Origin of the sequence: Solilutibacter pythonis (assembly GCF_003697345.1) — a bacterium.
GTDB classification, from domain to species: Bacteria; Pseudomonadota; Gammaproteobacteria; order Xanthomonadales; family Xanthomonadaceae; genus Solilutibacter; species Solilutibacter pythonis.
The window spans coordinates 68,639-92,346 of record NZ_RFLY01000009.1 but is presented as its reverse complement, the minus strand read 5'-3'; the positions used below and the strand labels follow the sequence as shown (position 1 = coordinate 92,346).

The 23,708-nt window shown below is 67.3% G+C and carries 21 protein-coding genes; 13 read left to right on the top strand and 8 right to left on the bottom strand.

What is annotated here, in order from left to right; translation table 11 throughout:
- Positions 1-31 precede the first annotated feature (31 nt).
- From EBB59_RS07975 to EBB59_RS07955, 5 genes are all read right to left on the bottom strand, one after another.
- Entirely contained in the window at positions 32-2,149 is a 2,118-nt protein-coding gene (locus EBB59_RS07975; RefSeq protein WP_122101616.1) for a protein-disulfide reductase DsbD family protein, read from the bottom strand.
- Positions 2,146-3,426, bottom strand: coding sequence for a TlpA disulfide reductase family protein (locus tag EBB59_RS07970; RefSeq protein ID WP_158601748.1), 1,281 nt, complete (start codon positions 3,424-3,426; stop codon positions 2,146-2,148). The genes EBB59_RS07975 and EBB59_RS07970 overlap by 4 nt, the downstream gene beginning before the upstream one ends.
- Before the next feature lie 97 nt (positions 3,427-3,523).
- A complete protein-coding gene (locus EBB59_RS07965) occupies positions 3,524-6,775 on the bottom strand; it encodes a TonB-dependent receptor (RefSeq protein WP_122101614.1) in 3,252 nt (1,083 codons plus the stop codon).
- 145 nt (positions 6,776-6,920) lie between these two features.
- Positions 6,921-8,057: a FecR family protein gene (locus EBB59_RS07960; RefSeq protein WP_158601747.1), complete on the bottom strand. Its 1,137-nt coding sequence runs from the start codon at positions 8,055-8,057 to the stop codon at positions 6,921-6,923.
- Positions 8,058-8,076: 19 nt separating this feature from the next.
- Positions 8,077-8,604 carry an RNA polymerase sigma factor gene (locus EBB59_RS07955; RefSeq protein WP_158601746.1) on the bottom strand — a complete coding sequence of 176 codons (528 nt, stop codon included), beginning with the start codon at positions 8,602-8,604 and terminating at the stop codon, positions 8,077-8,079.
- Between the two features lie 368 nt (positions 8,605-8,972).
- On the opposite strand from EBB59_RS07955, the gene aroQ reads away from it, so the two are divergent.
- The 10 genes from aroQ to EBB59_RS07910 all read left to right on the top strand — a co-directional run bounded on the left by aroQ (position 8,973) and on the right by EBB59_RS07910 (position 16,899).
- Positions 8,973-9,422: a type II 3-dehydroquinate dehydratase gene (gene aroQ / locus EBB59_RS07950; RefSeq protein WP_122101646.1), complete on the top strand. Its 450-nt coding sequence runs from the start codon at positions 8,973-8,975 to the stop codon at positions 9,420-9,422.
- A gap of 41 nt (positions 9,423-9,463) precedes the next feature.
- A complete protein-coding gene (gene accB, locus EBB59_RS07945) occupies positions 9,464-9,931 on the top strand; it encodes an acetyl-CoA carboxylase biotin carboxyl carrier protein (protein WP_122101611.1) in 468 nt (155 codons plus the stop codon).
- 127 nt (positions 9,932-10,058) lie between these two features.
- Positions 10,059-11,426 (top strand): acetyl-CoA carboxylase biotin carboxylase subunit, encoded by a 1,368-nt coding sequence (accC, locus tag EBB59_RS07940; protein ID WP_122101610.1) that lies wholly within the window; start codon positions 10,059-10,061, stop codon positions 11,424-11,426.
- A gap of 153 nt (positions 11,427-11,579) precedes the next feature.
- Positions 11,580-11,765: a hypothetical protein gene (locus tag EBB59_RS14225; protein WP_245979177.1), complete on the top strand. Its 186-nt coding sequence runs from the start codon at positions 11,580-11,582 to the stop codon at positions 11,763-11,765.
- Positions 11,766-12,023: 258 nt separating this feature from the next.
- Positions 12,024-12,209 carry a PIN domain-containing protein gene (locus EBB59_RS14220; protein ID WP_245979175.1) on the top strand — a complete coding sequence of 62 codons (186 nt, stop codon included), beginning with the start codon at positions 12,024-12,026 and terminating at the stop codon, positions 12,207-12,209.
- A gap of 73 nt (positions 12,210-12,282) precedes the next feature.
- Positions 12,283-13,203: a 50S ribosomal protein L11 methyltransferase gene (gene prmA, locus EBB59_RS07930; protein ID WP_122101609.1), complete on the top strand. Its 921-nt coding sequence runs from the start codon at positions 12,283-12,285 to the stop codon at positions 13,201-13,203.
- A 9-nt stretch (positions 13,204-13,212) separates the two neighbouring features.
- Entirely contained in the window at positions 13,213-13,755 is a 543-nt protein-coding gene (locus tag EBB59_RS07925; protein WP_122101608.1) for a DUF3426 domain-containing protein, read from the top strand.
- Between the two features lie 97 nt (positions 13,756-13,852).
- Entirely contained in the window at positions 13,853-14,110 is a 258-nt protein-coding gene (gene fis / locus EBB59_RS07920; RefSeq protein ID WP_122101607.1) for a DNA-binding transcriptional regulator Fis, read from the top strand.
- A 53-nt stretch (positions 14,111-14,163) separates the two neighbouring features.
- The gene (gene purH, locus EBB59_RS07915) at positions 14,164-15,750 is read left to right on the top strand and encodes a bifunctional phosphoribosylaminoimidazolecarboxamide formyltransferase/IMP cyclohydrolase (protein ID WP_122101606.1); all 1,587 of its coding nucleotides are present in this window, start codon (positions 14,164-14,166) and stop codon (positions 15,748-15,750) included.
- 75 nt (positions 15,751-15,825) lie between these two features.
- Positions 15,826-16,899, top strand: coding sequence for a calcium/sodium antiporter (locus EBB59_RS07910; protein WP_122101605.1), 1,074 nt, complete (start codon positions 15,826-15,828; stop codon positions 16,897-16,899).
- Between the two features lie 104 nt (positions 16,900-17,003).
- Here the strand turns inward: EBB59_RS07910 and rclC are convergent, their stop codons facing one another.
- Positions 17,004-17,594, bottom strand: coding sequence for a reactive chlorine resistance membrane protein RclC (gene rclC, locus EBB59_RS07905; RefSeq protein ID WP_122101604.1), 591 nt, complete (start codon positions 17,592-17,594; stop codon positions 17,004-17,006).
- Between the two features lie 135 nt (positions 17,595-17,729).
- A complete protein-coding gene (locus tag EBB59_RS07900; protein WP_122101645.1) occupies positions 17,730-18,065 on the bottom strand; it encodes a carboxymuconolactone decarboxylase family protein in 336 nt (111 codons plus the stop codon).
- Between the two features lie 289 nt (positions 18,066-18,354).
- Between EBB59_RS07900 and EBB59_RS07895 the strand changes: the two genes are divergently transcribed.
- Positions 18,355-19,287 (top strand): AraC family transcriptional regulator, encoded by a 933-nt coding sequence (locus EBB59_RS07895; RefSeq protein WP_122101603.1) that lies wholly within the window; start codon positions 18,355-18,357, stop codon positions 19,285-19,287.
- Between the two features lie 106 nt (positions 19,288-19,393).
- Here the strand turns inward: EBB59_RS07895 and EBB59_RS07890 are convergent, their stop codons facing one another.
- Positions 19,394-20,833, bottom strand: coding sequence for an alanine/glycine:cation symporter family protein (locus tag EBB59_RS07890; RefSeq protein WP_245979171.1), 1,440 nt, complete (start codon positions 20,831-20,833; stop codon positions 19,394-19,396).
- Positions 20,834-20,928: 95 nt separating this feature from the next.
- On the opposite strand from EBB59_RS07890, the gene purD reads away from it, so the two are divergent.
- Both purD and EBB59_RS07880 read left to right on the top strand, forming a co-directional pair.
- A complete protein-coding gene (gene purD, locus EBB59_RS07885; protein ID WP_122101602.1) occupies positions 20,929-22,218 on the top strand; it encodes a phosphoribosylamine--glycine ligase in 1,290 nt (429 codons plus the stop codon).
- A 59-nt stretch (positions 22,219-22,277) separates the two neighbouring features.
- Entirely contained in the window at positions 22,278-23,621 is a 1,344-nt protein-coding gene (locus EBB59_RS07880; RefSeq protein WP_122101601.1) for a Fic family protein, read from the top strand.
- The last annotated feature ends 87 nt before the right edge of the window (positions 23,622-23,708 follow it).

Genomic DNA, 23,708 nt, shown 5'->3' with positions numbered 1-23,708 from the left:
CCGTCCGGGCGCGCAATGGGTCGGCGACGGGTCATGGCGATGCGTCGCCCTGCTCGAAGGCATCGAGCACAATGGCGGGGGTAAGCAGCTCGGGTAACGGCAGCGGCCGCACGTCACCGGGGCGGTAAACCAGGTTGAACGGCACCGCGCTCCGGTTCCACTTCGCAAGCTCAGCGGTGATCGCGGGATCGTTGTTGGTCCAGTCGGCCTTGAGCGCGACGATGTCGTGCCGGCGGAAGTAATCGGTCACGTCCCGGGATGCGAACACGACTTTCTTGTTGACCTGGCAGGTCGCGCACCAGCGCGCGGTGAAATCCACGTAGATGCCGCGGCCTTCGGCCTGCAACTCGGCCACCCGCTCGACGCTCCACGGCTCCCATGCCACCGCTTCGGGTTTCGCCGCGCGCGGCCACCCCAGCCACAGCGCGCCGGCGAAGGTGGCCGCGGCCAGCGCCACCGCCAGGCCGCCGCGACGGCCGGCGAAACCGAACCGGCCATAGATCCACGCGGCCAGCGCCACCAGCACCAACGCCAGTATCGCGTTGAGCAGCGCCGGTTCTTCGAGCTGCCCGGCCAGCACCCACAGAAGGTATCCAGCGGTCGCATAGAGCGGGAAGGCCATCGCCTGCTTGAAACTTTCCATCCATCTGCCGGGCCGCGGCAGCAACGCCACCAACTGCGGAAACGCCGACAGCAGCAGATAAGGCAGCGACAGGCCGAGCGCGATCAAGGTGAACAGCACGAACGACTGGGCCACCGGCAGCGTCAAGGCCGCGCCCAGCGCGGGCGCCAGGAACGGCGCGCTGCAAGGCGTCGCCACGACGGTGGCGAGCACGCCGGAGAAGAACGAGCCGGCCACGCCCTGCTTGAGTTGCAGGCGCGAACCGACCGACGTGGCGCGCACACCGATTTCGAGCAGGCCGCCGAGATTGAGCGCGAACACCAGCAGCAGCACCGCCAGCGAGAAGACGAACGGCGCCGACTGCAACTGGAAACCCCAGCCCAGCTCCCGCCCGCTGGCGCGCAGCACCGCCAGCACGCCGGCCAGCGCCCAGAACGAAAGCAGCACGCCGGTGGTGAACGAAAGTGCATGCAGCATCACCTTGCGGCGCGCGCGCCCGGCCTGTTCGACGAACCCGACGACCTTCAGCCCCAGCACCGGGAACACGCACGGCATCAGGTTGAGGATCAGTCCGCCAAGCAGCGCGAACACCAGCAGCGTGGCGGTAAGCCCGGCCGGGCCGGCATTTTCCCCGCCACCGGCCGCCAGCGCGCCGGTGCCGGCGGCCCGGGTCGCGGCGGCGGGCGCCTGAAACGGCACGTCGACCTGCACGCCGCGATACGCCCCTGCCACGTCGGTATACGCCAGCACGCCGCGTAGACGCGCCTGCGCGGGCGGCGTTTCTTCGGGATCGACGGCGATCTTCAGCAATGCGCGGTTGGCGCGGCTGGCGCTGGTCTGTGGCTGCTTGTAGGCAATGAAGTCATCCAGCGGGAAGAAATGCAGATCCTTCATTTCGCCGCCCGGCGCGGCCGCGTGCAACGTCACTCTGGCGGAGTCGCGGCTGGCGGCCAGCGTCCAGCCCGTCGCGTCGGCGGGCATCGAACGTCGTTTGAGCGCCTCGCGCACTTCCATATTCGGTGCTGGCGGTTCGTCCGATACGGGCACCATGAGCGACAAGAGCTGCTTGCCCGGTATGCATTCGACATCGCACATCAGCCAGTCGGCGCGCGCGCCGAGCGTGACGACCTCGCCCGGCCCGAGGTCCTTCGGCGGCATCAGCGAGACGGCCAGGTAGGTGGTGTCCGCATAGCCGTGCCCGGACACCATGCCCTGCTTGTCGCGGATGAGCGTAGGCGTCGGCCATTCGATCCCGCCCGCGCGCCAGCCAGCGGGCAACGACCATTCGATCCGGGTGGGCAGGCCGGTGCCCGCGTTCCGCCAGAACGTGTGCCAGCGCGGAGCATGCTCAAGTTTGAGCGCGACGACGAAAGGCTGGCCCGCTCGCGCCGATCCATCGGCGGCCACCAGCGACGCCCGCACCTGCGCGTGGGCCGGAAGCGACAGCGTAAGCAGCGCCGCAAGCCACAGTAGCGAGCGCCACAAGGCGCGCCTGATCGCGGCGCTGGGTTTCCCGATGCCGGTCATCGCGCTTTCCCGGCCGGTTGCATCCGCGCCCGGATTTCGCGCTCGATGGCGAACTCCCTGAGGTTTCTGGCAAGGATCGTACCGTCACTGGCGATGAGGACGTTGTTCGGCAGTTGCGTCACGCCGTAGGCCTTTGCGGATGTCGATTCCATCGCGCCCTCGTCGCGCAGATTGACCCAGGGAACGTTACCCTTGCGCATTTCCTCCTCAAGCGCCTTGCGCCATTCCTTTTCGCCCGCGTCGAGCGAGACGGCGAAAATCTCGAAGCCTCGCCCGTTGAACTCGCGGTAAACCTTGGCCAAGTGCGGGAATTCACCACGACAGGGCGAACACCAGGACGCCCAGAAATCGAGCAGCACCAGTTCGTTGGCCGCCAGCACGTCGGAAAGCCGGTGGGCTTTCCCGTCCGCGTCCCGCGCGACGATGTCCTTGTAGCGCGCGCCAACCGCCGATTCCTCGCGGGTTTTCTCATTCGCCGCGCTCTCGGCCATCGCCGCGCGCCGTTGCAGGATCAGCGGGTGGGGGCCGAGGGTTTTCTGGTAGAGGTCGAGCAGTTCGGATTCCTTTTCCTCCGTCAACTCTTGCCTGCTGTCGAAATCGCTCATGGCGAGCAGTTTGAGCAGCGCCGGCAGCGATGCCTCATCGATCAAGGACCACAGGTAATCGCGTCTGATCTGGTCGGCACGATTGTCGGCCCTGATCACTTCCATTTCCTTTCGCGCCCGCTTGACCGCGGCTTCGTCCATCATGTCGAGTTTCGAAAACTTCGCCATTTCGCGCTTGTAGCGCTGCCGCTCCGACAGGTATTCGGGGAACTGCCGGTAGGCGAATATCCTGTCGTTGTACTCGCCGCCTTTCGTCACCAGCACCAAGTCATCGAGAAATTCGACCTGGTAGCCGGCGTGCTCGACGATCATCGGCGCGCTTTCGTAACGTTTCTCGTCCGGCCACTGGATATAGAGCATCCCCGGCGCCGGCTGATCGATACGGCCCGAGAGGACGAAGGCGCCGTCCTTGACCTGCGCCTCGATGCGGCGCTCTTCCTGGCCCGGCCCGTAGGGGGGAATCAGCAATACGATGGTCGCGCCATCGGGCACCCCCCGCATCCGCTCGCCGTGAATCTCGAAATTGTCGGCGGGCGCCTCGCCCGCCCCCGCGCGCGCCGATTCATTCCGCGGCGGCGCGGAGGTGGCCGCCGGTTTCTCGCAGCCAGCCAGGGCGCTCAACAGCACGGCACCGGCGAAAATGAAAGCAGCTTGACGCAGTAAATTGCGCATGGCACGTACCCATGGTGAATATCGTTGAAAAATCCCGCGCGACGCCCGCCGTCGCGCCATTCGAGCGGCGCGACGGGAAGCATCGGGAAGCGTCGGATCAGAATTCCTTTCTAGCATTCAGGAAAACCACGCGGCCGCGCAGATTCACCCTGTTCGCAAGAAACCCATACGTGTTGTCGACGAACGGATATTCGCGGTCGAACAGGTTCTGCACGCCCAGTTGCACGGTGAAACCCTTCGCCCAGCCATTCTGTTGCTGCGTGCGATAACCGAGCGCCATGTCGAAGGTGGTATAGGAGCCGGCCTCACGACGCGCCGCAGGGTTGTAGTTTGTCCCCGGCCTGCCCGCCAGCGGACGCAGCACCCGATGCGGCCCCGAATAGCGCGCCGCCGCCGATGCGAACAGGCCGGCGCGCTCCCAGCCCAGCGCCAGATTTCCCGCCCATTTACTCGCACCGTATTCGCTATTGGAAAGCTCGATTTTCGGCAGCCATTCCAGGGAGCGCTGCGACAGTTCCAGCGAGCGCACCGCGTTCAAATCCACGCGCCAATCCCCGGAGGCGTTACCAAAGGCATAACTGGCGTTGATATCGACGCTACGCGACTTGCGCTCCATGAAATTGACATCGCGCGTATCCCACAGCAGCACGCCGTTTTCCCCCATCCTCAATATGCCGGACGGGGTACGCGACGGATCGGCGAACAATTCCGCGATGCTGACCGACGACAGCGCATTGCCGATGTAATTCTCGAAGCTGGTGCTGTTGTAGGTCGCCGACAGCGACAGTCCCGGCAGGTAGCCCGGCGTGTAATCGAAACCCAGGGTCCGCACCATGGCGATCTGTGGCTTCAGGTTCGGGTTGGTCCCGTAGATGCCGACGATCTCCCGCACATCCGCCGGCAGTTGAACCCCGTAGGATTGAGGAAAGAACGTCGCCCCCAGATCGCTGACCAACATCGTTCCGAACTGCTGAGCCGCCTGCGGCGCCAGAAACGATTTGCCCCAGGTGGCGCGCAGCCGCAGCGCATCGTTGGGTTTCCACGCCAGGCGCACCAGCGGGCTGGTATTCGAATAAGTACGGTGTACGGCCGTCTTGGGACCGGCCGCGTAGACATACGGCTCGCCCGGAATGGCGCCGGTCAGCGCCTGGATGTCGAAGCCGCCGCGCAGGATCAGATCCTCGCCGCTGAAACGCCCGTACGGGTAGTAGACCAGGGCGCTATCGCCATTCTGCTTGAACGTTTCGTGCCGCGCCGCCAGGGTGAGGGTCAGTTCCTTCGCCCAGGGCTTGTCCTTCAAGAGGGGCAAGCCAAGCTCGGCGAAATAGGCCGTCACCTCGCGATCGCTGCCGGACACCTCCGGCGCGGGAGCGGCGAACACCTTGGTTTCCATGAAGTAGTCTTCGTTGCGGCGTTGCGCGCCGAGCGCGAGCTGCGCCTTGCCTCCCGGCAATTTGAACAGCTCGCCGTGCAGCAGCACGTCGAGCGAGCTGGCATGCGACTTGAACCGGAAATAATCCCGGTCGATCAGTGATTCGAGCAGCGAGCGGTTTGCCGCCACGATGCTGGCATCGTTGCCATCGCCGAACACGTTCAGCCCATCGAGCACCGGCATGACCCGCACGAGGTCCTGCGGGTTGAAGGAGTCGGCGCCATTGCCGAACTTCACGTTGTTGCCGTATTCGCGCCCCTTGCCGTAGCTCAGCTCGAAATTCCAGCGCGGCCAGAACGGTAGTTTGCCGTCCAGCCCCACGCTGTAATCGGTATTGTCCTGCCATTGCTGCTGGCTGAAGCGCATCCCCTTGAGCTCGCGTTCGAACGAGTATCCGACGAACACCGGACGACCGAAGCGATTGTAGGGATTGGTGACGGGCACCAAGGTGTAATGGTTGAAGCCCCTGAGAAACTGGAAGTCGAGCAGCGTCGGTTCCCAGACCTCGGTGTTTTCCTGCCGGCTCTTGCTGAAATCCCAGCTCAGACGCAGGTTCGACGAAATCTCCTGGTATCCGTCCACGCGCAGCGACTTGCGCTCGATCTCGGGCCCGCGGTTCAGAAATGGAAAGACCGAAGGCAGCGGCGCGCCCGGCGCGGGTTGGACGAGCTGGCCCGGCAGCAGCGCCGTGCCGTTCTGCCCGCCCGGCACCAGGCCGAGGAAAGCCCCCGCCTTGGACGACGAGGCCGGGCCATCGACCTCGAACACCGCGCCGGGCAGACCCACGCCCTGCCGGCGCAGGTTGCCTCCGCCCTCGGCGGTGAAATCGCCCCTACCCTGCCATCCGCTGCGTATGCGCCGGTAGAAATCGGTCGGTTTGCTGCGCTGGCGCTCCAGGCTCATGCTCAATTGCCCGTTTTCCCAGCCAAAGCCATGCGCCAGGCTGATCCGGCTGACGTCGCCGCCGGTATTGGAGTTTTCGTGCCGCAGCTCCACCATGGCATGGTCGTATCCCTTTTTCAGGACGATATTGATCACGCCGGCCACCGCGTCCGCGCCGTATATGGCGCTGGCGCCATCGGTCAACACTTCGATGCGTTCGATCTGGGAAATCGGAATCGAGGAGATATCGGTATACGCACCCGAGGTCTGCGCCGAGCCCGCGCGGCGGCGGCCGTTGACCAGCACCAGCGTGGAACGGCTACCCAGGCCGCGCAGGTTGACCGACGAATGGCCGACCGGGGTATTGGCCAGGAAGCTTTCGCCGAATTCCGCTTCCTTGATGACCGCGCTGCCCGACGAGCGCGATGGCACCTGCTGGGGCAGGCTGCGCATCACGTCCTCGATCGAGGAAAAGCCGCGGCGCTGGATTTCCTCGGCGTCGATGATCAGCACCGGGGATGCGGAATCGATGCCCTTGAGGCGCGTGCCGGTGACGACGATGGTGTCGAGCGCGCCCTGCCCCGAAGCGCCGGTGGCGACTTCCCCGCTTTCCGGCACGACCGCCCCGGCCGGCGACGGGGCCGCCTGGGCCAGCGACTGCACCATCACCGTGTTGTCGTTGACGAACGCGAAACGCAAGCCCGCAGGGGCGAGCAGTTGCACCAGCGCCTCTTCCGCCCGATAAGTGCCCTGGACGCGCGGCGAGCGAATCCCCTGGGCCATGCCGGCGCGCGCATAGACCACCTGCATGCCGGTCTGGGCGGCGTAGGCTTCGAGCGCAGCCTCCATCGGCTGCGCCGCGATATCGATAGCCACAGGGGTCTTGCGCTTTGCCGCGTCGGCCTGGGCGGACGAGGCGCCGGGCACCCCCTGGGCAAAGGCCGGCGATGCCAGCAGCATCGACAACAACGCTGGCAACAATGCACGTTTCAGTCCCAGCCCCGCACGCGATGCACTCGTATTCTCGAAAGTCATTTCGTCAATATCCGCAGTTGGTGAATACCATGACTCGAGCCGGAACTTTTCGTCCGCCCGTAACATCAGTGCAACCGGGGAGGAGAAAAGAGTACTTTTCGCTGAAATATTTTTTCCACGCGCCGGCCGGAGGCCCGCCCGGCCTTCAGTCACGTTCCTGAATCAGCGTGTGTCCGCCCGCTTCAGTCACCTTCAACGAGGAGCAGCAGGCCACGAATTGCAGGAAGGACTCGGGATCGGTCGCGTCGAACACGCCGCTGTAGCGCTGCCGGGCCGCCGATTCGCCCTCCACCTCGATCTGTTGCCGGTTGTAGCGGTTGAACTCCTCAGCGATGTCCGCCAGCGAGGCATCGCGGAAGACCAGCCGGCGGGCGTTCGTGGCCGGGGCTTCGGAGACGACCTCTTCGGTCGCGGCGTCGGCGCGCGCCAGGGTGCGGCCATCCCCCGAAATCCGGACCGCTTCCCCGCTGGAAAGACGAACCGGCGCGCGCAGCGAATCCTTCGGCGCGCGACGCTCGCCGAGTGCGGCCAGCCAGCGCTCGGCGCCGAGCGGCAACGTCTGCTGCTTGCTCACTTTCACCACGCCGTGCGATACGCTCACCCGCGTCCCGGACGGTAGGCGGTTGACGCTGAAACGGGTGCCGATCGCCTGGATGAGGCTCTCGCCCGCATGCACGCGGAAGGGCCGGGCGGCATCGCGGGCCACTTCGAAATCCGCCTCACCGTAGCGAAGCCTGATATCACGCGCCTCGCCGGAAAATGCCACTTCGATGCCCGAACGCGGGCTCAGGACGATCCGCGAGCCGTCGGAAAGCGCGAGCGTCCTCTTCTGGCCGATCGATGTCGAATATTCGACCGCCACCGGGCGCTCGACCGGGCCGCCACGCCAGACCAGCAGGCCGACCAGCACGAACGCCGCCGCCGCCGCGGCCAAGCGCCGCGGCCCGAGGCGCCGCCACCACGGCGAGCGCGGATGCGCCGCCACGGGCCGCGGCGCGATCGGCGCGACATCCAGCCTCACGACGTTGCCCCCGTCACGCGCGCGCGCGGCGGCCACCACCGCGTCCACGTCGAAACCATCCAGCCCGCCCACGCTCAACTCCCGCTCAAGCATGTCGGCGATCAGGAACTCCCTCAGGTGTACCTGGGAAGCGACGATCCAGGCGCCGAACGCCTCGCGATCCTCGTCGCCCGGGTCGCCCTTCATGACATACAGCCATTCGGCGGCCTGGCGCGCGATACGCTCGCGCTCCTCCCGCTGCGATGCACGATAAATCTTCACGTCCGTATCCATCCCTAGCTCATGGCTCCAGGCTGGCGCGGACATGCGCCAGTGCCTGGACACTGTATTTCTTCACGGTATGCACGCTCAGGCCGAGTTTCTCGGCGATCTGCGCATGCGAAAGCCCATCGCGGCGCTCCAGCAGCAGCACCGCCAGCCGGTTCGGGGGGAGCTCGGCCAGCGCCTGCCTGAGCTGATGCTGGAAGAAGCTCCCGGCCTCTTCCGTGACGCCCCGCACGGGGGCGTCGGCAAGCCGCTCGGCGGCATCGGAATCAAAATCGACGCGCCGCCGCCGCTCGCGCATGCCGAACTCGCTGGCGACGTGGGCGGCGACGCCCCGGATGTAGGCCAGCGGGTTGCGCACCAGTTCGCCTTCCTGATTGATACGCAGCAGCCTGAGGTAGACCTCCTGCACCAGATCGCCAAGATCCTGCGCGTTGTTCACCCGCCGGCGCAGGTAGCGGCGCAGCTCGGCGTCGTGGTCGCGCAGGGCGGCCAGCGCGAAATCGTGCGCCCGGGGCGAGGGGGACTTTCCCGGTGACTTCATCGCCGGCGTCCTTGCGCGCGCCAACTGCCGCCCGCGGTCTGGCGCCCGCCTCCACCCCGCCGGCATATCCATTTACTCACGTCGGCCATCGCGACCCTCCAGAATGGGCTCAACACACTAAGGATATGTGTGTCGAAAGGGCCGATTCGGGTACATGCGCGCCCGCATTCATTTCGCGCGAAAAGCCCGGGCGGACACGACGGCCCCCGGCCCGGGGGCGAAAACGCATCCCCCGCCCCGGACGGCCCCGACGCGCCCGCCCAAATTTCAAACAATCGATTGAAATTTCGCCCATCATCGGCGATCTGGACAGCATCGTCGCTTTGTCGCACACTGCCGCCACACTCTTGACCGATGGCTCCGTCCCGATGGCGCAACTGCTGGTGCTGCATGGCCCCAACCTCAACCTGCTCGGCAGCCGCGAGCCGGAAGTGTATGGCCGCACGACCCTTGCCCAGATCGACGCCGGCCTGCGCGAGCGCGCCGAGGCGGCCGGCATCGGCATCGACATCCTGCAATCCAACGCCGAGCACGCACTAATCGAACGGGTACAGGCCGCGCGCGGCGACGGCACCCGCTTCATCGTCATCAACCCGGCCGCTTTCACCCATACCTCGGTCGCGCTGCGCGACGCTCTGGCGGCGGTGGCGATCCCGTTCATCGAGGTACACCTGTCCAACCCGCACGCGCGCGAGCCGTTCCGCCGCCATGGCTATTTCAGCGATCTGGCGCGCGCCGTCATCTGCGGCTTCGGCGCCGATGGCTACCGTCACGCACTCGAAACCGCCATCGCCCATGTTTCCGCCGAGGCCGGCTGACGCCGCCCGGCCCCGTTTCCACTTTTAGCCCGAGGCCCACCATGGATCTGCGCAAGATCAAGAAGCTGATCGACCTGCTGGAAGAATCCAACCTCAACGAAATCGAGATCAAGGAAGGCGAGGAGTCGGTCAGGCTCTCGCGCGGCGGCACGTTCTACGCCGCGCCGGCGCCGGCGCTGGTCCCCACGCCGGCCGCCGCCGCGCCGATGCCGATGAATTCGCCGGTCGAGGCCGCCACCGGCGGCGCGCCCAAGCCCGGCCCGGAACTGCCGCCCGGCCACGCGGTGCGCTCGCCAATGGTCGGCACCTTCTACGCCAGCCCGGCGCCGGACAAGCCGCCGTTCGTCACCGTCGGCCAGGCGGTCAAGGCCGGCGACACGCTGGGCATCATCGAGGCGATGAAGATGTTCAACCCGATCGAGGCCGAGGTCGCCGGCACCGTGCAGGCGATCCTGTGCGAGAACGGCCAGCCGATCGAATTCGACCAGCCGCTGTTCGTCATTGGATAAGCACGGAGGGGGAAATCGGGCGCCACCGGCCGGAAAAGCTTCCCATGCCGCGGCCTCCCGCCCCACGCCCGCGCATTCCGCCTTTCTCCGGCCCCCGGCCTCCGACCCCGGTCTCTGATCCATGCCCATGCTCGATAAAGTAGTCATCGCCAACCGCGGCGAAATCGCGCTCCGCATCGTCCGCGCCTGCCAGGCGCTGGGCATCCGCACGGTGGCGGTGCACTCCACCGCCGACCGCCACCTCAAGCATGTGGCGATGGCCGACGAGTCGGTCTGTATCGGCCCCGCGCCCTCGCCCGAGAGCTATCTCAACATGCCGGCGATCATCGCCGCGGCGGAAGTGACCGATGCCCAGGCCATTCACCCCGGCTACGGCTTTCTGAGCGAGAACGCCGACTTCGCCGAGCGCGTCGAGCAATCCGGTTTCGTCTTCATCGGCCCGAAAGCCGACACCATCCGCCTGATGGGCGACAAGGTGGAGGCGATCCGGGCGATGAAGGCCGCCGGCGTGCCCTGCGTGCCCGGCAGCGGCGGCCCGCTGGGCGAGGACGGCGAGGAGAACATCCGCATCGCCCGCGAGATCGGCTACCCGGTGATCGTCAAGGCCGCCGGCGGCGGCGGCGGGCGCGGCATGCGCGTGGTACATGCCGAAGCGGCGCTGCTGAACGCCATCGCCACCACCAAGACCGAGGCCAAGGCGGCGTTCGGCAACGACATGGTCTACATGGAGAAATTCCTGGAGAACCCGCGCCACGTCGAGATTCAGGTGCTGGCCGACGGCCAGGGCCACGCGATCCACCTCGGCGAGCGCGACTGCTCGATGCAGCGCCGCCACCAGAAGGTGGTGGAAGAAGCACCCGCGCCCGGGATCAGCCCCGAGTTGCGCGCGGAGATCGGCAAGGTCTGCGTCGAAGCCTGCATCCGCATCGGCTACCGCGGCGCGGGCACGTTCGAGTTCCTGTTCGAGAACGGCCGTTTCTACTTCATCGAGATGAACACCCGCATCCAGGTGGAACACCCGGTGACGGAAATGGTCACCGGCATCGATCTGGTGCGCGAGCAGCTTCTGATCGCCGCCGGCCGCAAGCTGTCGATCCGGCAGGAGGAGGTCCGCCTCCACGGCCACGCCATCGAGTGCCGGATCAATGCCGAGGACCCCGACAGCTTCCTGCCCTCGCCCGGGCTGGTCAGTCATTTCCACGCCGCCGGCGGCCCCGGCGTGCGCGTGGATTCGCACGTCTACGCCGGCTACCGCGTGCCGCCAAATTACGACTCGATGATCGGCAAGCTGATCGTCCACGGCGCCGACCGCGCCCAGGCCATCGCGCGCATGCGCGTGGCGCTCTCGGAAATGGTGGTGGACGGCATCAAGACCAACATCCCGTTGCAGCAGCGAATCCTGGCCGATGCCGGCTTCGCCGCCGGCGGGCAGAACATCCACTACCTGGAAAAACGCCTGGCCGAGAACCGCGAGCGTTCGCTGAAGCTCTCCTGATGCGCCGGCCGGGGCGCTTGAGCTTTCCCGGCCCATGTCCTAGGCTTACGCCATCCCGCCCTCGGCAGTACGCTTTCGATCCGTTTACGCGGACATGCATCGGAAGCCGATCCCGGGGGCGTCGCTTTTCGAGGGACTTACCAAGGGGCCGCGATGCAAACCGCCGTGCTGAACGATGGCGCGTATTTCCTCAAGTGCTTTCGCCGCGGCTTTCCCGACCGCGACCACAGCGACGACACCGCCGGCACGCGCACCGTGTTCGCGATGGCGCTTGAGCGCCTCGAACGCGCCAACCGCCGCTTTACCGTGTCTTTTTCTACGACTGCCCGCCCGTGCTGAAGAAAATGCACCTGCCAATCAGCAGAAGGCGCATCGATCCGGCCAAATCCCGGGAAGCCCTGTTCCGCCAATCCCTGCACGGCGCCCTGCGCCAGCAACGCAAACTCGCATTGCGGCTCGGGCAGCTTTTCTCGCACACCGACTGGGAACTCAAACCCGATGCGTTGCGTAAACCGCGCCGAAAGGAACTGACCTGGTCGGCACTGGAGGACACGCATTTTCAACTGGGCGTCAAGCAGAAGGCCGTGGACATGAAGATTGGGCTGGACATCGCCGCACCTGGCCTACGAGCGGCTGGTCAACCAGATCGTGCCGATTGCCGGCGATGCCGATTTCGTCCCCGCCGCCAAGCTGGCCCGCCGCGAAGGCATCGACTTCATACCGAACCCGATGGGCCAGTCGATTTCACCCGAATCGTTCGAACATATCGACAGGCTGCATTAGGTCGAGTTGAAATCGCTCATCGCCCAGCTGGACACGGAAACATCCACCATCACCGCACAGACGGAGCCATGACATGAGCTGGCTGCAACTCACCCTGCCGGCCTCGCGGGCGGCGCACCCGGATTACGAAGCCGCGCTGGAAGCCGCCGGCGCGCTCTCGGTGACGCTTCAGGACGCCGATGCCGAGACCCCGGACGAGCGGGCGATCTTCGAGCCGGGCGTCGGCGAGACGCCGCTGTGGCGGCAGATGACGCTGACCGCGCTGTTCGAGGGCGATGTCGATGGCGAGGCGCTCGTCGCATCGCTTGGCGAAGCGCATCCGGGGCTGGATTTCTCCGCCGCGACGATGGAGATCGTCGAAGACCGCGATTGGGCGCGCGCCTGGCTCGACCGCTTCCAGCCAATGCGCTTTGGAAAACGCGCCTGGATCGTACCGTGGGATCACCCGCTGCCCGACGAGGCGCGCGCGGAGGATGCCGCCATCGTCCGTCTCGATCCTGGCCTCGCCTTCGGCTCCGGCACCCATCCCACCACCGCACTCTGCCTCGAATGGCTCGACGCACTGGCCGCCGAGGGCCGCCTGCGCGATGCCGACGTGCTGGACTTCGGCTGCGGCAGCGGCATCCTGGCGCTGGCCGCATTGAAGCTGGGCGCGGCCGGCGCGGTCGGTATCGACAACGACCCCCAGGCGATCCTCGCCAGCCGCGACAATGCCGAGCGCAATGGCCTGGCCGGGCAAATCGAGGTGTACCTGCCCGGGGAGGCGCCGGCGCGCCGATATCCGGTGGTGGTCGCCAACATCCTCGCCGCCGCGCTCGACGAACTGGCCGAGACCCTGGCCCCCCAAGTCGCCCCGGGCGGCGTGCTGGCGATGTCCGGCATCCTCGCCGGGCAGGAGGACGAGCTGCTGTTGCGCTACGCGCCGTGGTTCGAGGGCCTCGCCGTCGAGCGCATGGACGACTGGGTGCGCATCAGCGGCCGTCGGCACGTCTAGGATGCGTCCATGAGCGAACCGCGCGCCACCGCCACCGACACCGACACCCCCAGCTTCGCCGCCGGCACGGCCAGCGCGCGGCCAACGGCATCGCCGGCCCTGTGGCTGGCCTGCGGCATCCTGCTGACCAGCCTGCTGGGAATGTTGCTGGTGGCCGGGCGCGGGCAACTGGCCGCCGATGCCCGCACCCGCCCGCTGGCCGAGCGCGCCTGCGCCCTGCTTGGCTGCCGGCTGCCGGTCTGGCGCGATGCCGGCGCTTTCCGCATGCTCGCGCACGATGTCCGCGCCGACCCGCAACAGCCGGGTGTATTGCGCGTGCGGGCCGGCTTCCGCAACGAGGCCCCATGGCCGCAGGCCTGGCCGCGCCTGGTGCTCACCCTCTCCGATGCCAACGGCCAGCCGCTGGCGCGGCGCGCCTTCACCCCGGACGAATATCTTGCCGACGCCCCCCCGCCATTGATCGGCGCGGGCCAGACCGCCAGCTTGCAACTGGCCGTGCATGAACCGGCGCGCCCGGCGGTGGCGTTCCAGTTCGGCTTCGACCCGGACTGAAACCACCGACGCATTCACTGAAGCATGACCGCAAGCGCGCTAGACTGCGCGCCCGCCCGACACCGGGCGGCACCGTTCCAAGGGACATCCTCAGGCCGTGCAGCATCGCCCCATCGCCCCCCACACCCCGCTGCGCGAGCACGTCGCCGCCTCGATCCGCCGCTATCTGGGCGATCTCGATGGCTGCGACGCCAACGATCTGCACCAGGTCGTGTTGCGCGAGGTCGAAATTCCCCTCTTCGTGGAAGTGCTGAACCACTGCGAAGGCAACCAGAGCCGCGCGGCGGATCTACTGGGCATCCATCGCGCCACCTTGCGTAAAAAACTGCGCGAATACGGCATCTCCGGCGCCTGAGCCGGCCGCCACCGGGTTCTATAATTCGCGGTTCCTCCCGTGGAACCACGCCCATGCCGCTCACCCCCGTCACCGGCGAATCGCGCCGTATCCGCCGCGCGCTCCTTTCCGTTTCCGACAAGACCGGCCTGATCGCACTGGCGCGGGCGCTGGCCGAGCAGGACGTGGAACTGATCTCGACCGGCGGCACCGCCCGGGCGATCCGCGAGGCCGGTCTCGCCGTGCGGGACGTGAGCGAACTCACCGGCTTTCCTGAAATGATGGATGGCCGGGTCAAGACGCTGCACCCCAAGGTGCACGGGGGGCTGCTCGGCCGCGCCGGCACCGACGACGAGGTGATGGCCGAACACGGCATCGCGCCGATCGACCTCCTGGTGCTCAACCTCTATCCGTTCGAGGAAGTCTCGCGCCAGCCCGGCGTCAGCTTCGAGGCGCTGATCGAGAACATCGACATTGGCGGCCCGGCGATGTTGCGCTCGGCGGCCAAGAATTTCGCCCGCGTCGCCGTCGCCACCGATCCCGCGCAATACGAAGCAATCGCCGGGGAAATGCGGGCCAACGACGGCGCGCTCTCCGGACAGACCCGCTGGCGGCTTTCGGTCGCCGCCTTCAACCGCGTGGCCCAGTACGACGCCCGCATCAGCGACCTGCTCTCCTCGCTCGGCGAGGGCGAACCCGCGCGGTTCCCGGCGCAGTCCAACGGCAATTTCGTCAAGGTGATGGACCTGCGCTACGGCGAAAACCCGCACCAGCAGGCCGCGCTCTACCGCGACCCGCATCCGGCCCCCGGCTCCCTGGCGACCTTCAGCCAGTTGCAGGGCAAGGCGCTCAGCTTCAACAACCTGGCCGACGCCGACGCCGCCTGGGAATGCGCGCGGCAGTTCGAACTGCCGGCCTGCGTGATCGTCAAGCACGCCAACCCCTGCGGCGTGGCCCAGGGCGCGGCCTGCGGCGATGCCTACGAACTGGCCTACGCCACCGACCCGACCAGCGCCTTCGGCGGCATCATCGCCTTCAACACCCGGCTGGACGCGGCGACGATGAAGACGATTCTCGACCGCCAGTTCGTCGAGGTGCTGATCGCGCCGGATTACGAGAACGCCGCGCTCGACTACGCGAAGAAGAAAGCCAACGTGCGCGTGCTGCGCATTCCGCTGGCGCCGCGCGCGCCGGGCTTCGTCGACCTCAAGCGCATCGGCTCCGGCCTCTTGATGCAAAGCGCCGACGAGCACGAAGTGACGCGCGAGGCGTTGAAGGTGGTGACGAAGCTCGCCCCCACCGAACGGCAGTTCGACGATCTGCTGTTCGCCTGGCGGGTGGCCAAGTTCGTCAAATCCAACGCCATCGTCTATGCCAGGGATCAACGCACCATCGGCATCGGCGCCGGGCAGATGTCGCGCGTGGTCAGCGCCAGGATCGCCGCGCTGAAAGCCGGGGAAGCAAACCTCCCGGTGCCGGGCTCGGCGATGGCGAGCGACGCCTTCTTCCCCTTCCGCGATGGTATCGATGCCGCCGCCGAGGCCGGCATCCGCGCGGTGATCCAGCCCGGCGGCTCGATGCGCGACGCGGAGGTGATCGCCGCCGCCGACGAGCACGGCATCGCCATGGTGTTCACCGGCGTGCGCCATTTCCGCCACTGAGCCATCGCTTCATCCACATGCCGTTGAAGGCGCATCCGCGAGGATGCGCCTTCTTTTTTGGCCCGATTCGCCGCCATGACCCCGATCCTGCTGTTCCTCGGCGGACTGGTCGCCCTGCTGGGCGGCGCCGAACTGCTGGTGCGCGGCGCTTCGCGGCTGGCGCTGGCGCTGGGCCTGACCCCGCTGGTGGTCGGGCTGACGGTGGTCTCGATCGGCACCAGCGCGCCGGAACTGGCCATCGGCCTCGGCGCCGCGCTCGAGGGCGCGCCCGACCTGGCGATGGGCAATATCGTCGGCAGCAACATCGCCAACGTGCTGTTGATCCTTGGCTTGGTCGCGCTCGTCGCCCCGCTGTTCGTCGACCGCCAGTTGGTCTGGCTGGACGTGCCGATCCTGGTCGCCGTCTCGTTCCTTTGCCTGTGGATGGCCGGCGATGGCCGCATCGCGCGTTGGGAGGGCGGCGTGCTGGTGGCGGGCGCGGCGGCCTACGTCGGCTTCCTCGTCCACCTGGCCCGGCGCAAGCCGGAAGAGACCCACCAGCCCGAACCGCGGCGAGCGGCCGCGCCAACGCACACGGCCGGGCAACTGGCGATGATGATCGCCGGCCTTGCCCTGCTGGTGCTGGGCGCGCGCTGGCTGGTCGATGCCGCGACCCGGGTGGCGCATACGCTCGGCCTGTCCGATCTGGTGATCGGCCTGACCGTGGTGGCGATCGGCACCTCGCTGCCGGAAATCGCCACCTCGGTGCTGTCGGCGCTGCGCGGCCAGCGCGATCTGGCCGCCGGCAACCTCATCGGCAGCAACCTCTTCAACCTGCTGCTGGTACTGGGCCTGACCGCGCTCGTCGCCCATGACGGGGTGCCGGTCAGCCCCGCCGTGCTGCATTTCGACATGTGGGTGATGGCGGCGGTGGCGGTGGCTTGCCTGCCGATCTTCTTCACCGGCCACCGCATCGCGCGCTGGGAAGGCGCGGTCTTCCTCGGCTACTACGCCGCCTATACCGCCTACCTGCTGCTCGATGCCACCCACCACGCCGCGCTCGACGATTTCACGCTGGCGATGAACGTCATCGTGATCCCGCTGACCGCGCTCACCCTGGCCATCTCGATAGGCCGCGCCTTGAAGTACCGGCACGAAGCGGGGCGCTGAACCGCCGCCCCGCTGGATTCCCGCCACCGGCGCCGGTGGATTTCCGGCTGGGCCAGGCCAGGGGGCACCCGATGCAACGGCCCACCCCGGCCTTGGCGCGGGCGTCAGCCCGATGCCTGCGCCGCCTTGCGCTGCCGCCCCGCCACGATGGCCTTGGCGGAGTCCACCATCGCCACGAAGCCCGCGGCCAGCATCATGCAGTCCTTCAGGACCAGCCGCCCCGCGCCCGAGAGGTATGGGAACCCGGTATGCGCATCGGCCCCTCGCACCCAGGTTTCAGGGGTGAAGATCAGAAAGCTGTAAGTCACGAACGGCGTGAGGAAGCACAGCAGCGCGCCCACGAACCCCACCTTGGGCGACCAGTAATGGCCAAGCAGCATCAGGGCGAACATGATCTCGACCACGCCCAGCCCATTGGAATAGCCGTAGGTGTTGTTCATTTGGTGCCAGGCGCGGTGGGTCTCGTTGAGCACCCCTTCGTGATTCATGTATTGCAGATAGTTGGACGGATCGTTGTACAGCCATGACATGAACGGGCTGTTGGCCACGAAAGGCACGATGCTGTCGGCCTCGTAGGGGATGAACTTGAGCCAGCCGATCCATAAAAACACGACCGCGATGGAAATACGGCACAGATGCACGCCCCAGCGCTCCCAGCCCGCGATCCGCGTGATCCACTCGTTACCGAAATTCATGATGCATTTCCCTCTCTCTTGTCTGGTCTGATTGCATTGCCCACGACATGGCGACGCCCATGTCGGCGTCGCCAGGGCATGTCGCCCCGGCGGCGCAATGCGTTCGCCAGGGCGGCCCCTTCCCTCTTCAAAAGTTCATCGATGGCTGTCGAGCGCATCCATCACGCGCGCGGAATAACTCATCGCCGCCCCGGCGTTGAGCGCCACGGCCACCCCGAGCGCCTCGGCGATTTCCTCGCGGCTGACGCCGAGTTTCCTCGCCGCATCGGCATGTACCGCGATACAGCCATCGCAGCGCGTGGTGACGGCGACGGCCAGCGCGATCAATTCGCGCGTCCCGGCATCGAGATGCCCGGTCTTGTGGCCGGCACTCGAAAGCATCTGGTAGCCGCCCACCGTATCGGGCGAGAGCTTGCCGATTTCGCCGACTCGGGCCATCAACTGTTTTTGGTATGCCTTCCAGTCGAGCACGTGCATTTCTCCATGATCGTCGTTTGATTGAAATCGAATCGACGGAGCCTTTCGATGCGTCGGCTCCGTTTTTCACAGGCCGGAATCATGCGCCATCGATACCTTGCGCATGGGTATGCAACGTCTCAATGTCCGGCGCTGTCGTCTCATTCCGCGCGGCGCCCATGGCGCGGGGAAACATGACGGTTACGATTACCGGCAACGGCGCGGGTCGTGACGCTCCGTTATCCCAACGCAACAATCACCACGCGTATCGTCTCCCGCCATTCCGTTCCAACCGGGCTTTGTCATGGATGCCCTCAGCCACTTGCTTTCCCTTGCCCGCCCCCGAGTCCGCGTGGATGAACGCTGCCTGTTGGCTGGGTCGTTCACGCTGGTCAACGAGGCCCCGCCGCCGGGAGAAGCGATGTTTCACCTGCTGCTGGCCGGACAATGCCGGATGCAAACGGACACGGGCACCGTGCTGGACCTGCGAGCCGGGGATTTCGTGCTGCTGCCCCGGGGCGACCCGCATACCCTGCGCGACAGGCCCCCGGCCGGACGCCCGCCCACGGTGCCGGCGTGGCAACCCCGACCCGCCAGCGGCCCGCCATTGAAATGCGACACCTCGACGCCGTCGGCCGACGACGTCGATCTGCTGTGCGGCCATTTCAGTTATCGCCAGGGCGCCGGCAGCCTGCTGGTGCGAATGCTGCCGCCGGTGTTGCGGGTATGCCTGCACGATATCGATTCGCTGCACGGCCTGGTCGCCCTGCTGCGCAGTGAGGTGGTGCGGCCATCCCCCGGCGGCCTGGCGGTCATCGACGCCCTCGGGCAGACGCTGTTCTCATTGGCGCTGCGCACCTGGAGCACGGACGGGCGGACACCGGCGGGCGTACTGGCGCTGGCCACCGACGCCCGGCTTGGCCCCTCCATCCAGGCCATGATGCGCACACCCGGCGCGCCGTGGACGATCGAAAGCCTGGGGGCATTGGTCGGCATGTCCCGCGCCACTTACGCCCGGCATTTCCAGCGGCTTGCCGGTATCGGCGTGGCCGAACTGCTGCAAAGCATCCGCCTGATGCACGCCTGCGAGCTGCTGCGCCATACCCGGCGCAGCCTAGGCGACATCGCGCAGGCCGTGGGTTACCGCTCCGAAGCCAGTTTCGGCAAGGCATTCCGCCAGAGCCTGGGACAGGCGCCGGGCAAATGGAGACGGGCGGACGGCATCCGGCACGATTGAGCCGCGCCGTCCCCCGCCGCCGGCATGGCCGGCACGCGCCGCGCGGCCAGCCGCCGCCCGCAAGTCACGATTCGTAACGGGCGGCGGCCAGAGTCCGCCAGGCGCTTCACTTCACCCGCCAAATCGACCGGTCGACTTTTTCCGCCAGTCCGGGACAGGTGCTGGCATCGAACTCCGGCTCGCGGCCGGCGGCGCGCTGGGCATCGTAATCGCGGGTGATCGCCACCACCACGCCCGAAAGCAGCAGCACCGCGCCGAGGTTGATCAGCGCCATCAGTCCCATCGCCGCATCGGCGGTATCCCAGACCAACGCCACTTTCGACAGCGCGCCCCAGGCCACCATCGCCAGACAGGCCAGACGCATGACGATGAAGGCGCGCTTGCCGCCGCGCAGGAAGGTGATCGAGGATTCGGCATAGGCATAGTTGCCGACGATCGAAGTCAACGCGAAGAACAACAGGGCGATGGCGACGAACTTCGCACCCCAGCCGCCGAAGTGCTCGGCCATCGCGTTCTGGGTCAGCGCCACGCCCTCGTGCGGGCCGGCCAGCGCGCCGGAGAGCAGGATCATGAGCGCGGTCGCCGTGCAGACCAGCAGGGTATCGACGAACACGCCGAACGCCTGCACCAGCCCCTGGCTGGCCGGGTGGTGCGGCGCCGGCGTCGCGGCCGCGGCGATGTTGGGCGCGCTGCCCATCCCGGCCTCGTTGGAAAACAGCCCGCGCTTGACGCCGTTCAACAGCGCCACCGACAACCCGCCCAGCACGCCGCCGGCCGCCGGCTCCAGCCCTAAGGCGCTCCTCACGATCAGCGTCAGCATCGCCGGCACCTCGGTGATGTGGGTCGCCAACACCCAGAGCGCCAGCGCCAGATAGACCATCGCCATGAACGGCACCACCATCACCGCGAAGCGCGCCACCACCCGCAAGCCGCCAAAGATGATCACCCCCGCCACCCCCACCAGGGCGGCGGCGCTGACGCGCGGATCGATGGCGAACGCCTCCCGCATCGCCCCGGCGATCGAATTGGCCTGCACCGCGTTGAAGACCAGCCCGAAGGCGAGGATCAAGCAAAGCGAGAACGCCACGCCCCAGCCGCGCGACCCCAGCCCGCGCCAGAGATAGAACGCCGGCCCGCCGCGATACTGGCCCTCGCCATCGCGCGTCTTGTAGAGCTGCGCCAGCGTGCTTTCCGCGTAGGCGGTGGCCATGCCGAGGAAGGCGATGAGCCACATCCAGAACACCGCGCCCGGCCCGCCCACCCCGATCGCGATCGCCACCCCGACCAGATTGCCGGTGCCGATCCGCGAAGCCAGGCTGGTCGCCAGCGCCTCGAACGGCGAGATGCCGGCCTTGTCCTCACGGCCGCCGGCGAAGATCACCCGCCACATCTCGGGGAAACGTCGCAGTTGGATGAAGCCGGTGCGCACGCTGAAATACAGCCCGGCCAGCGGCAGCAACGCCACCAGCAGCCAATCCCAGATCACCCCGTTGACCGCGCCGACGACTTGCGCCAGCCCGGCTTCGATATAGGCAAGTGCCCTCATCCGCCGCCTACTCCGTGCATGAAACGGCGGCCAGCCTAGCATCCAGCGGGGCGCGGCCCGCTAAAATCATCGCCCGCACAGGCAAGGACTTCGGCATGAAACTGCTCGTCATCGGTTCCGGCGGCCGCGAACACGCGCTGGCCTGGAAACTCGCCCACTCGCCGCGCGTCGAGGAAGTGATCGTCGCCCCCGGCAATGCCGGCACCGCCGGCGAGCATAAGTGCCGCAACGCCGCCGTCGACGCCACCGATCTCGACGGCCTGCTCAAGCTGGCCCGGGACGAAGGCGTCACGATGACCGTGGTCGGCCCGGAAGCCCCGCTGGTCGCCGGCGTGGTGGACGCCTTCCGCGCCGCCGGGCAACGCATCTTCGGCCCGACCGCCGCCGCCGCGCAGTTGGAAGGTAGCAAGGCGTTCGCCAAGGATTTCCTCGCCCGCCACGGCATCCCCACCGCGCATTACGCGGTGCACGAGGAGCTCGATGCCGCGCTGGCCCACGTCCGCGAAAAAGGCGCGCCCATCGTCATCAAGGCCGACGGCCTCGCCGCCGGCAAGGGCGTGATCGTGGCGATGACGCTGGAGGAAGCCGAAGCCGCCGTGCGCGACATGCTGGCCGGCAACGCCTTCGGCCAGGCCGGCGCGCGCGTGGTCATCGAGGAATTCCTCGAAGGCGAGGAAGCCAGCTTCATCTCGATGGTGGATGGCCGCACCGCCTTGCCGATGGCCACCTCGCAGGACCACAAGCGCGTCGGCGATGGCGACACCGGCCCCAACACCGGCGGCATGGGCGCATACTCGCCGGCCCCGGTGGTGACGGCGGAAATACACGCGCGCATCATGCGCGAGGTGGTGGAGCCGACCGTCGCCGGCATGGCCGCCGACGGCGCGCCGTTCACCGGCTTCCTCTACGCGGGGCTGATGATCGATGCGGACGGCGCGCCGAAGGTGATCGAATTCAACGTCCGCTTCGGCGACCCGGAAACCCAGCCGGTGATGCTACGGCTGGAGTCCGACCTGGTCGATCTGGTCGAAGCCGCGATCGACGGCGGGCTGGACGACGCCCGCGCGCAATGGCGCCCGCAATGCGCGCTGGGCGTAGTGATGGCGGCAGCCCACTATCCCGACACGCCGCGCACTGGCGACGTCCTCCACGGCCTCGACGCCGCCCCGCCCGGCGCGAGCAAGGTCTTCCACGCCGGCACCGGCTTCGACGCCCAGGGCAACGTGGTGACTCGCGGCGGCCGCGTGCTGTGCGCCACGGCGCTGGGCGACACCGTGGCCGACGCCCAGCGCGCCGCCTACGCGGCGGTGGCGGAGATCCACTGGGCGGGCGAATTCCACCGCGGCGACATCGGCTGGCGCGCCATCGCCCGCGAGCGGAGCTGAACCATACAATCAACTACTAATTCGTTTACAAATTAGTAGTTGATTGCTAGATTGCCGGCATGAAGCTGCCGCTCGCCCCGCCCGCGTGGCACGAACTGCTCGACCAACCGCCCGACTGGCTCGGGCGCGTCCTGGCGCTGCGCATCGGCCCCGAGGTGAAAGGCCGCTACGAACATTGGGACCGCCTGCGCCACCTCACCCCACCCGACGGTCTCGAACCCACCGAATGGTGGGCCGCCATCAAGCTCGCGCGCATGGCCATCGCTCGCCCGTTGCCGTTCCTGGACAAACAGCGGCAGCCATTCACCGTCGCGCTGACCGACAGCATCCAGCGTAAGCTGTTCTTCGTCGCCCGCGATGCCGCCGGCGCACTGCGCGGGGCCGACCAGCCCCAGCCCGACGCCAACCGCGAACAGTTCCTCTTCCGGTCACTGATGGAAGAGGCCATGACCTCTTCCCAACTGGAGGGCGCGGCCACCACCACCCAGGTCGCCAAGGACATGCTGCGCAGCGGGCGCGCGCCCCGCGACTACGGCGAGCGGATGATCGTCAACAACTTCGCCACCATGCGCGAATTGCGGCATTGGGCCGGACAGCCGTTGACGCCGGAGACCGTGTTCGAGATCCATCGCATGCTCACCGACGGCACCCTCGGCGACCCCGGCAGCGCCGGCCGCTTCCGCCGCCACGACGAGAACATCGTGGTCGAGGATGAAATCGGCACCCTGCTGCACATGCCGCCCGACGCCGCCGAGCTGCCGGCGCGGATGCGGACGCTGTGCGACTTCGCCAACCAGCGCGACGACGATACCGACTTCGTCCATCCGGTGGTGCGCGCCATCCTGATCCATTTCATGATCGGCTACGACCACCCCTTCGTCGATGGCAACGGCCGCACCGCGCGCGCCTTGTTCTACTGGTCGATGCTGAAATCGGGCTTCTGGATGGCCGAATACATCTCCATCTCCAGCATCCTCAGGCAAGCCCCGGCGCAATACACCCGCGCCTATCTGCATACCGAATCCGACGCCGGCGACGCCACCTATTTCCTGGCCCACCAGCTCGACGTGCTGCTCAAGGCCATCGAAGGCGTGCATGCCTACATCACCCGCAAGCAGCAGGCCCGACGCGAGGCCGAAAACCTGCTGTCGCCGCAAAGCCTGCTGTCGCGGCGGCTGAACCACCGCCAGCGCGCACTGCTGCTCAATGCCCTGAAACACCCCGGCAAACCGTTCAACATCGCCGAGCACCAACGCGCCCACGGCGTGGTCTACCAGACCGCGCGCAGCGACCTGCTGGGTTTGGTGGATGCCGGATTGATGCGGCAGGAACGCGACGGGCGCCAGCACGTTTTCCTTGCCACCGGAAACCTGGGGAAACGGCTGCAAGTGCAAGACGCATGAGCGCCGTTCCCGCCCCGGCCATCGCGCATGCACGCACGCGTGCCTGCCCCCGCTCGACCGCACCGCCCTCGTCCCAGGCCGCGCCGG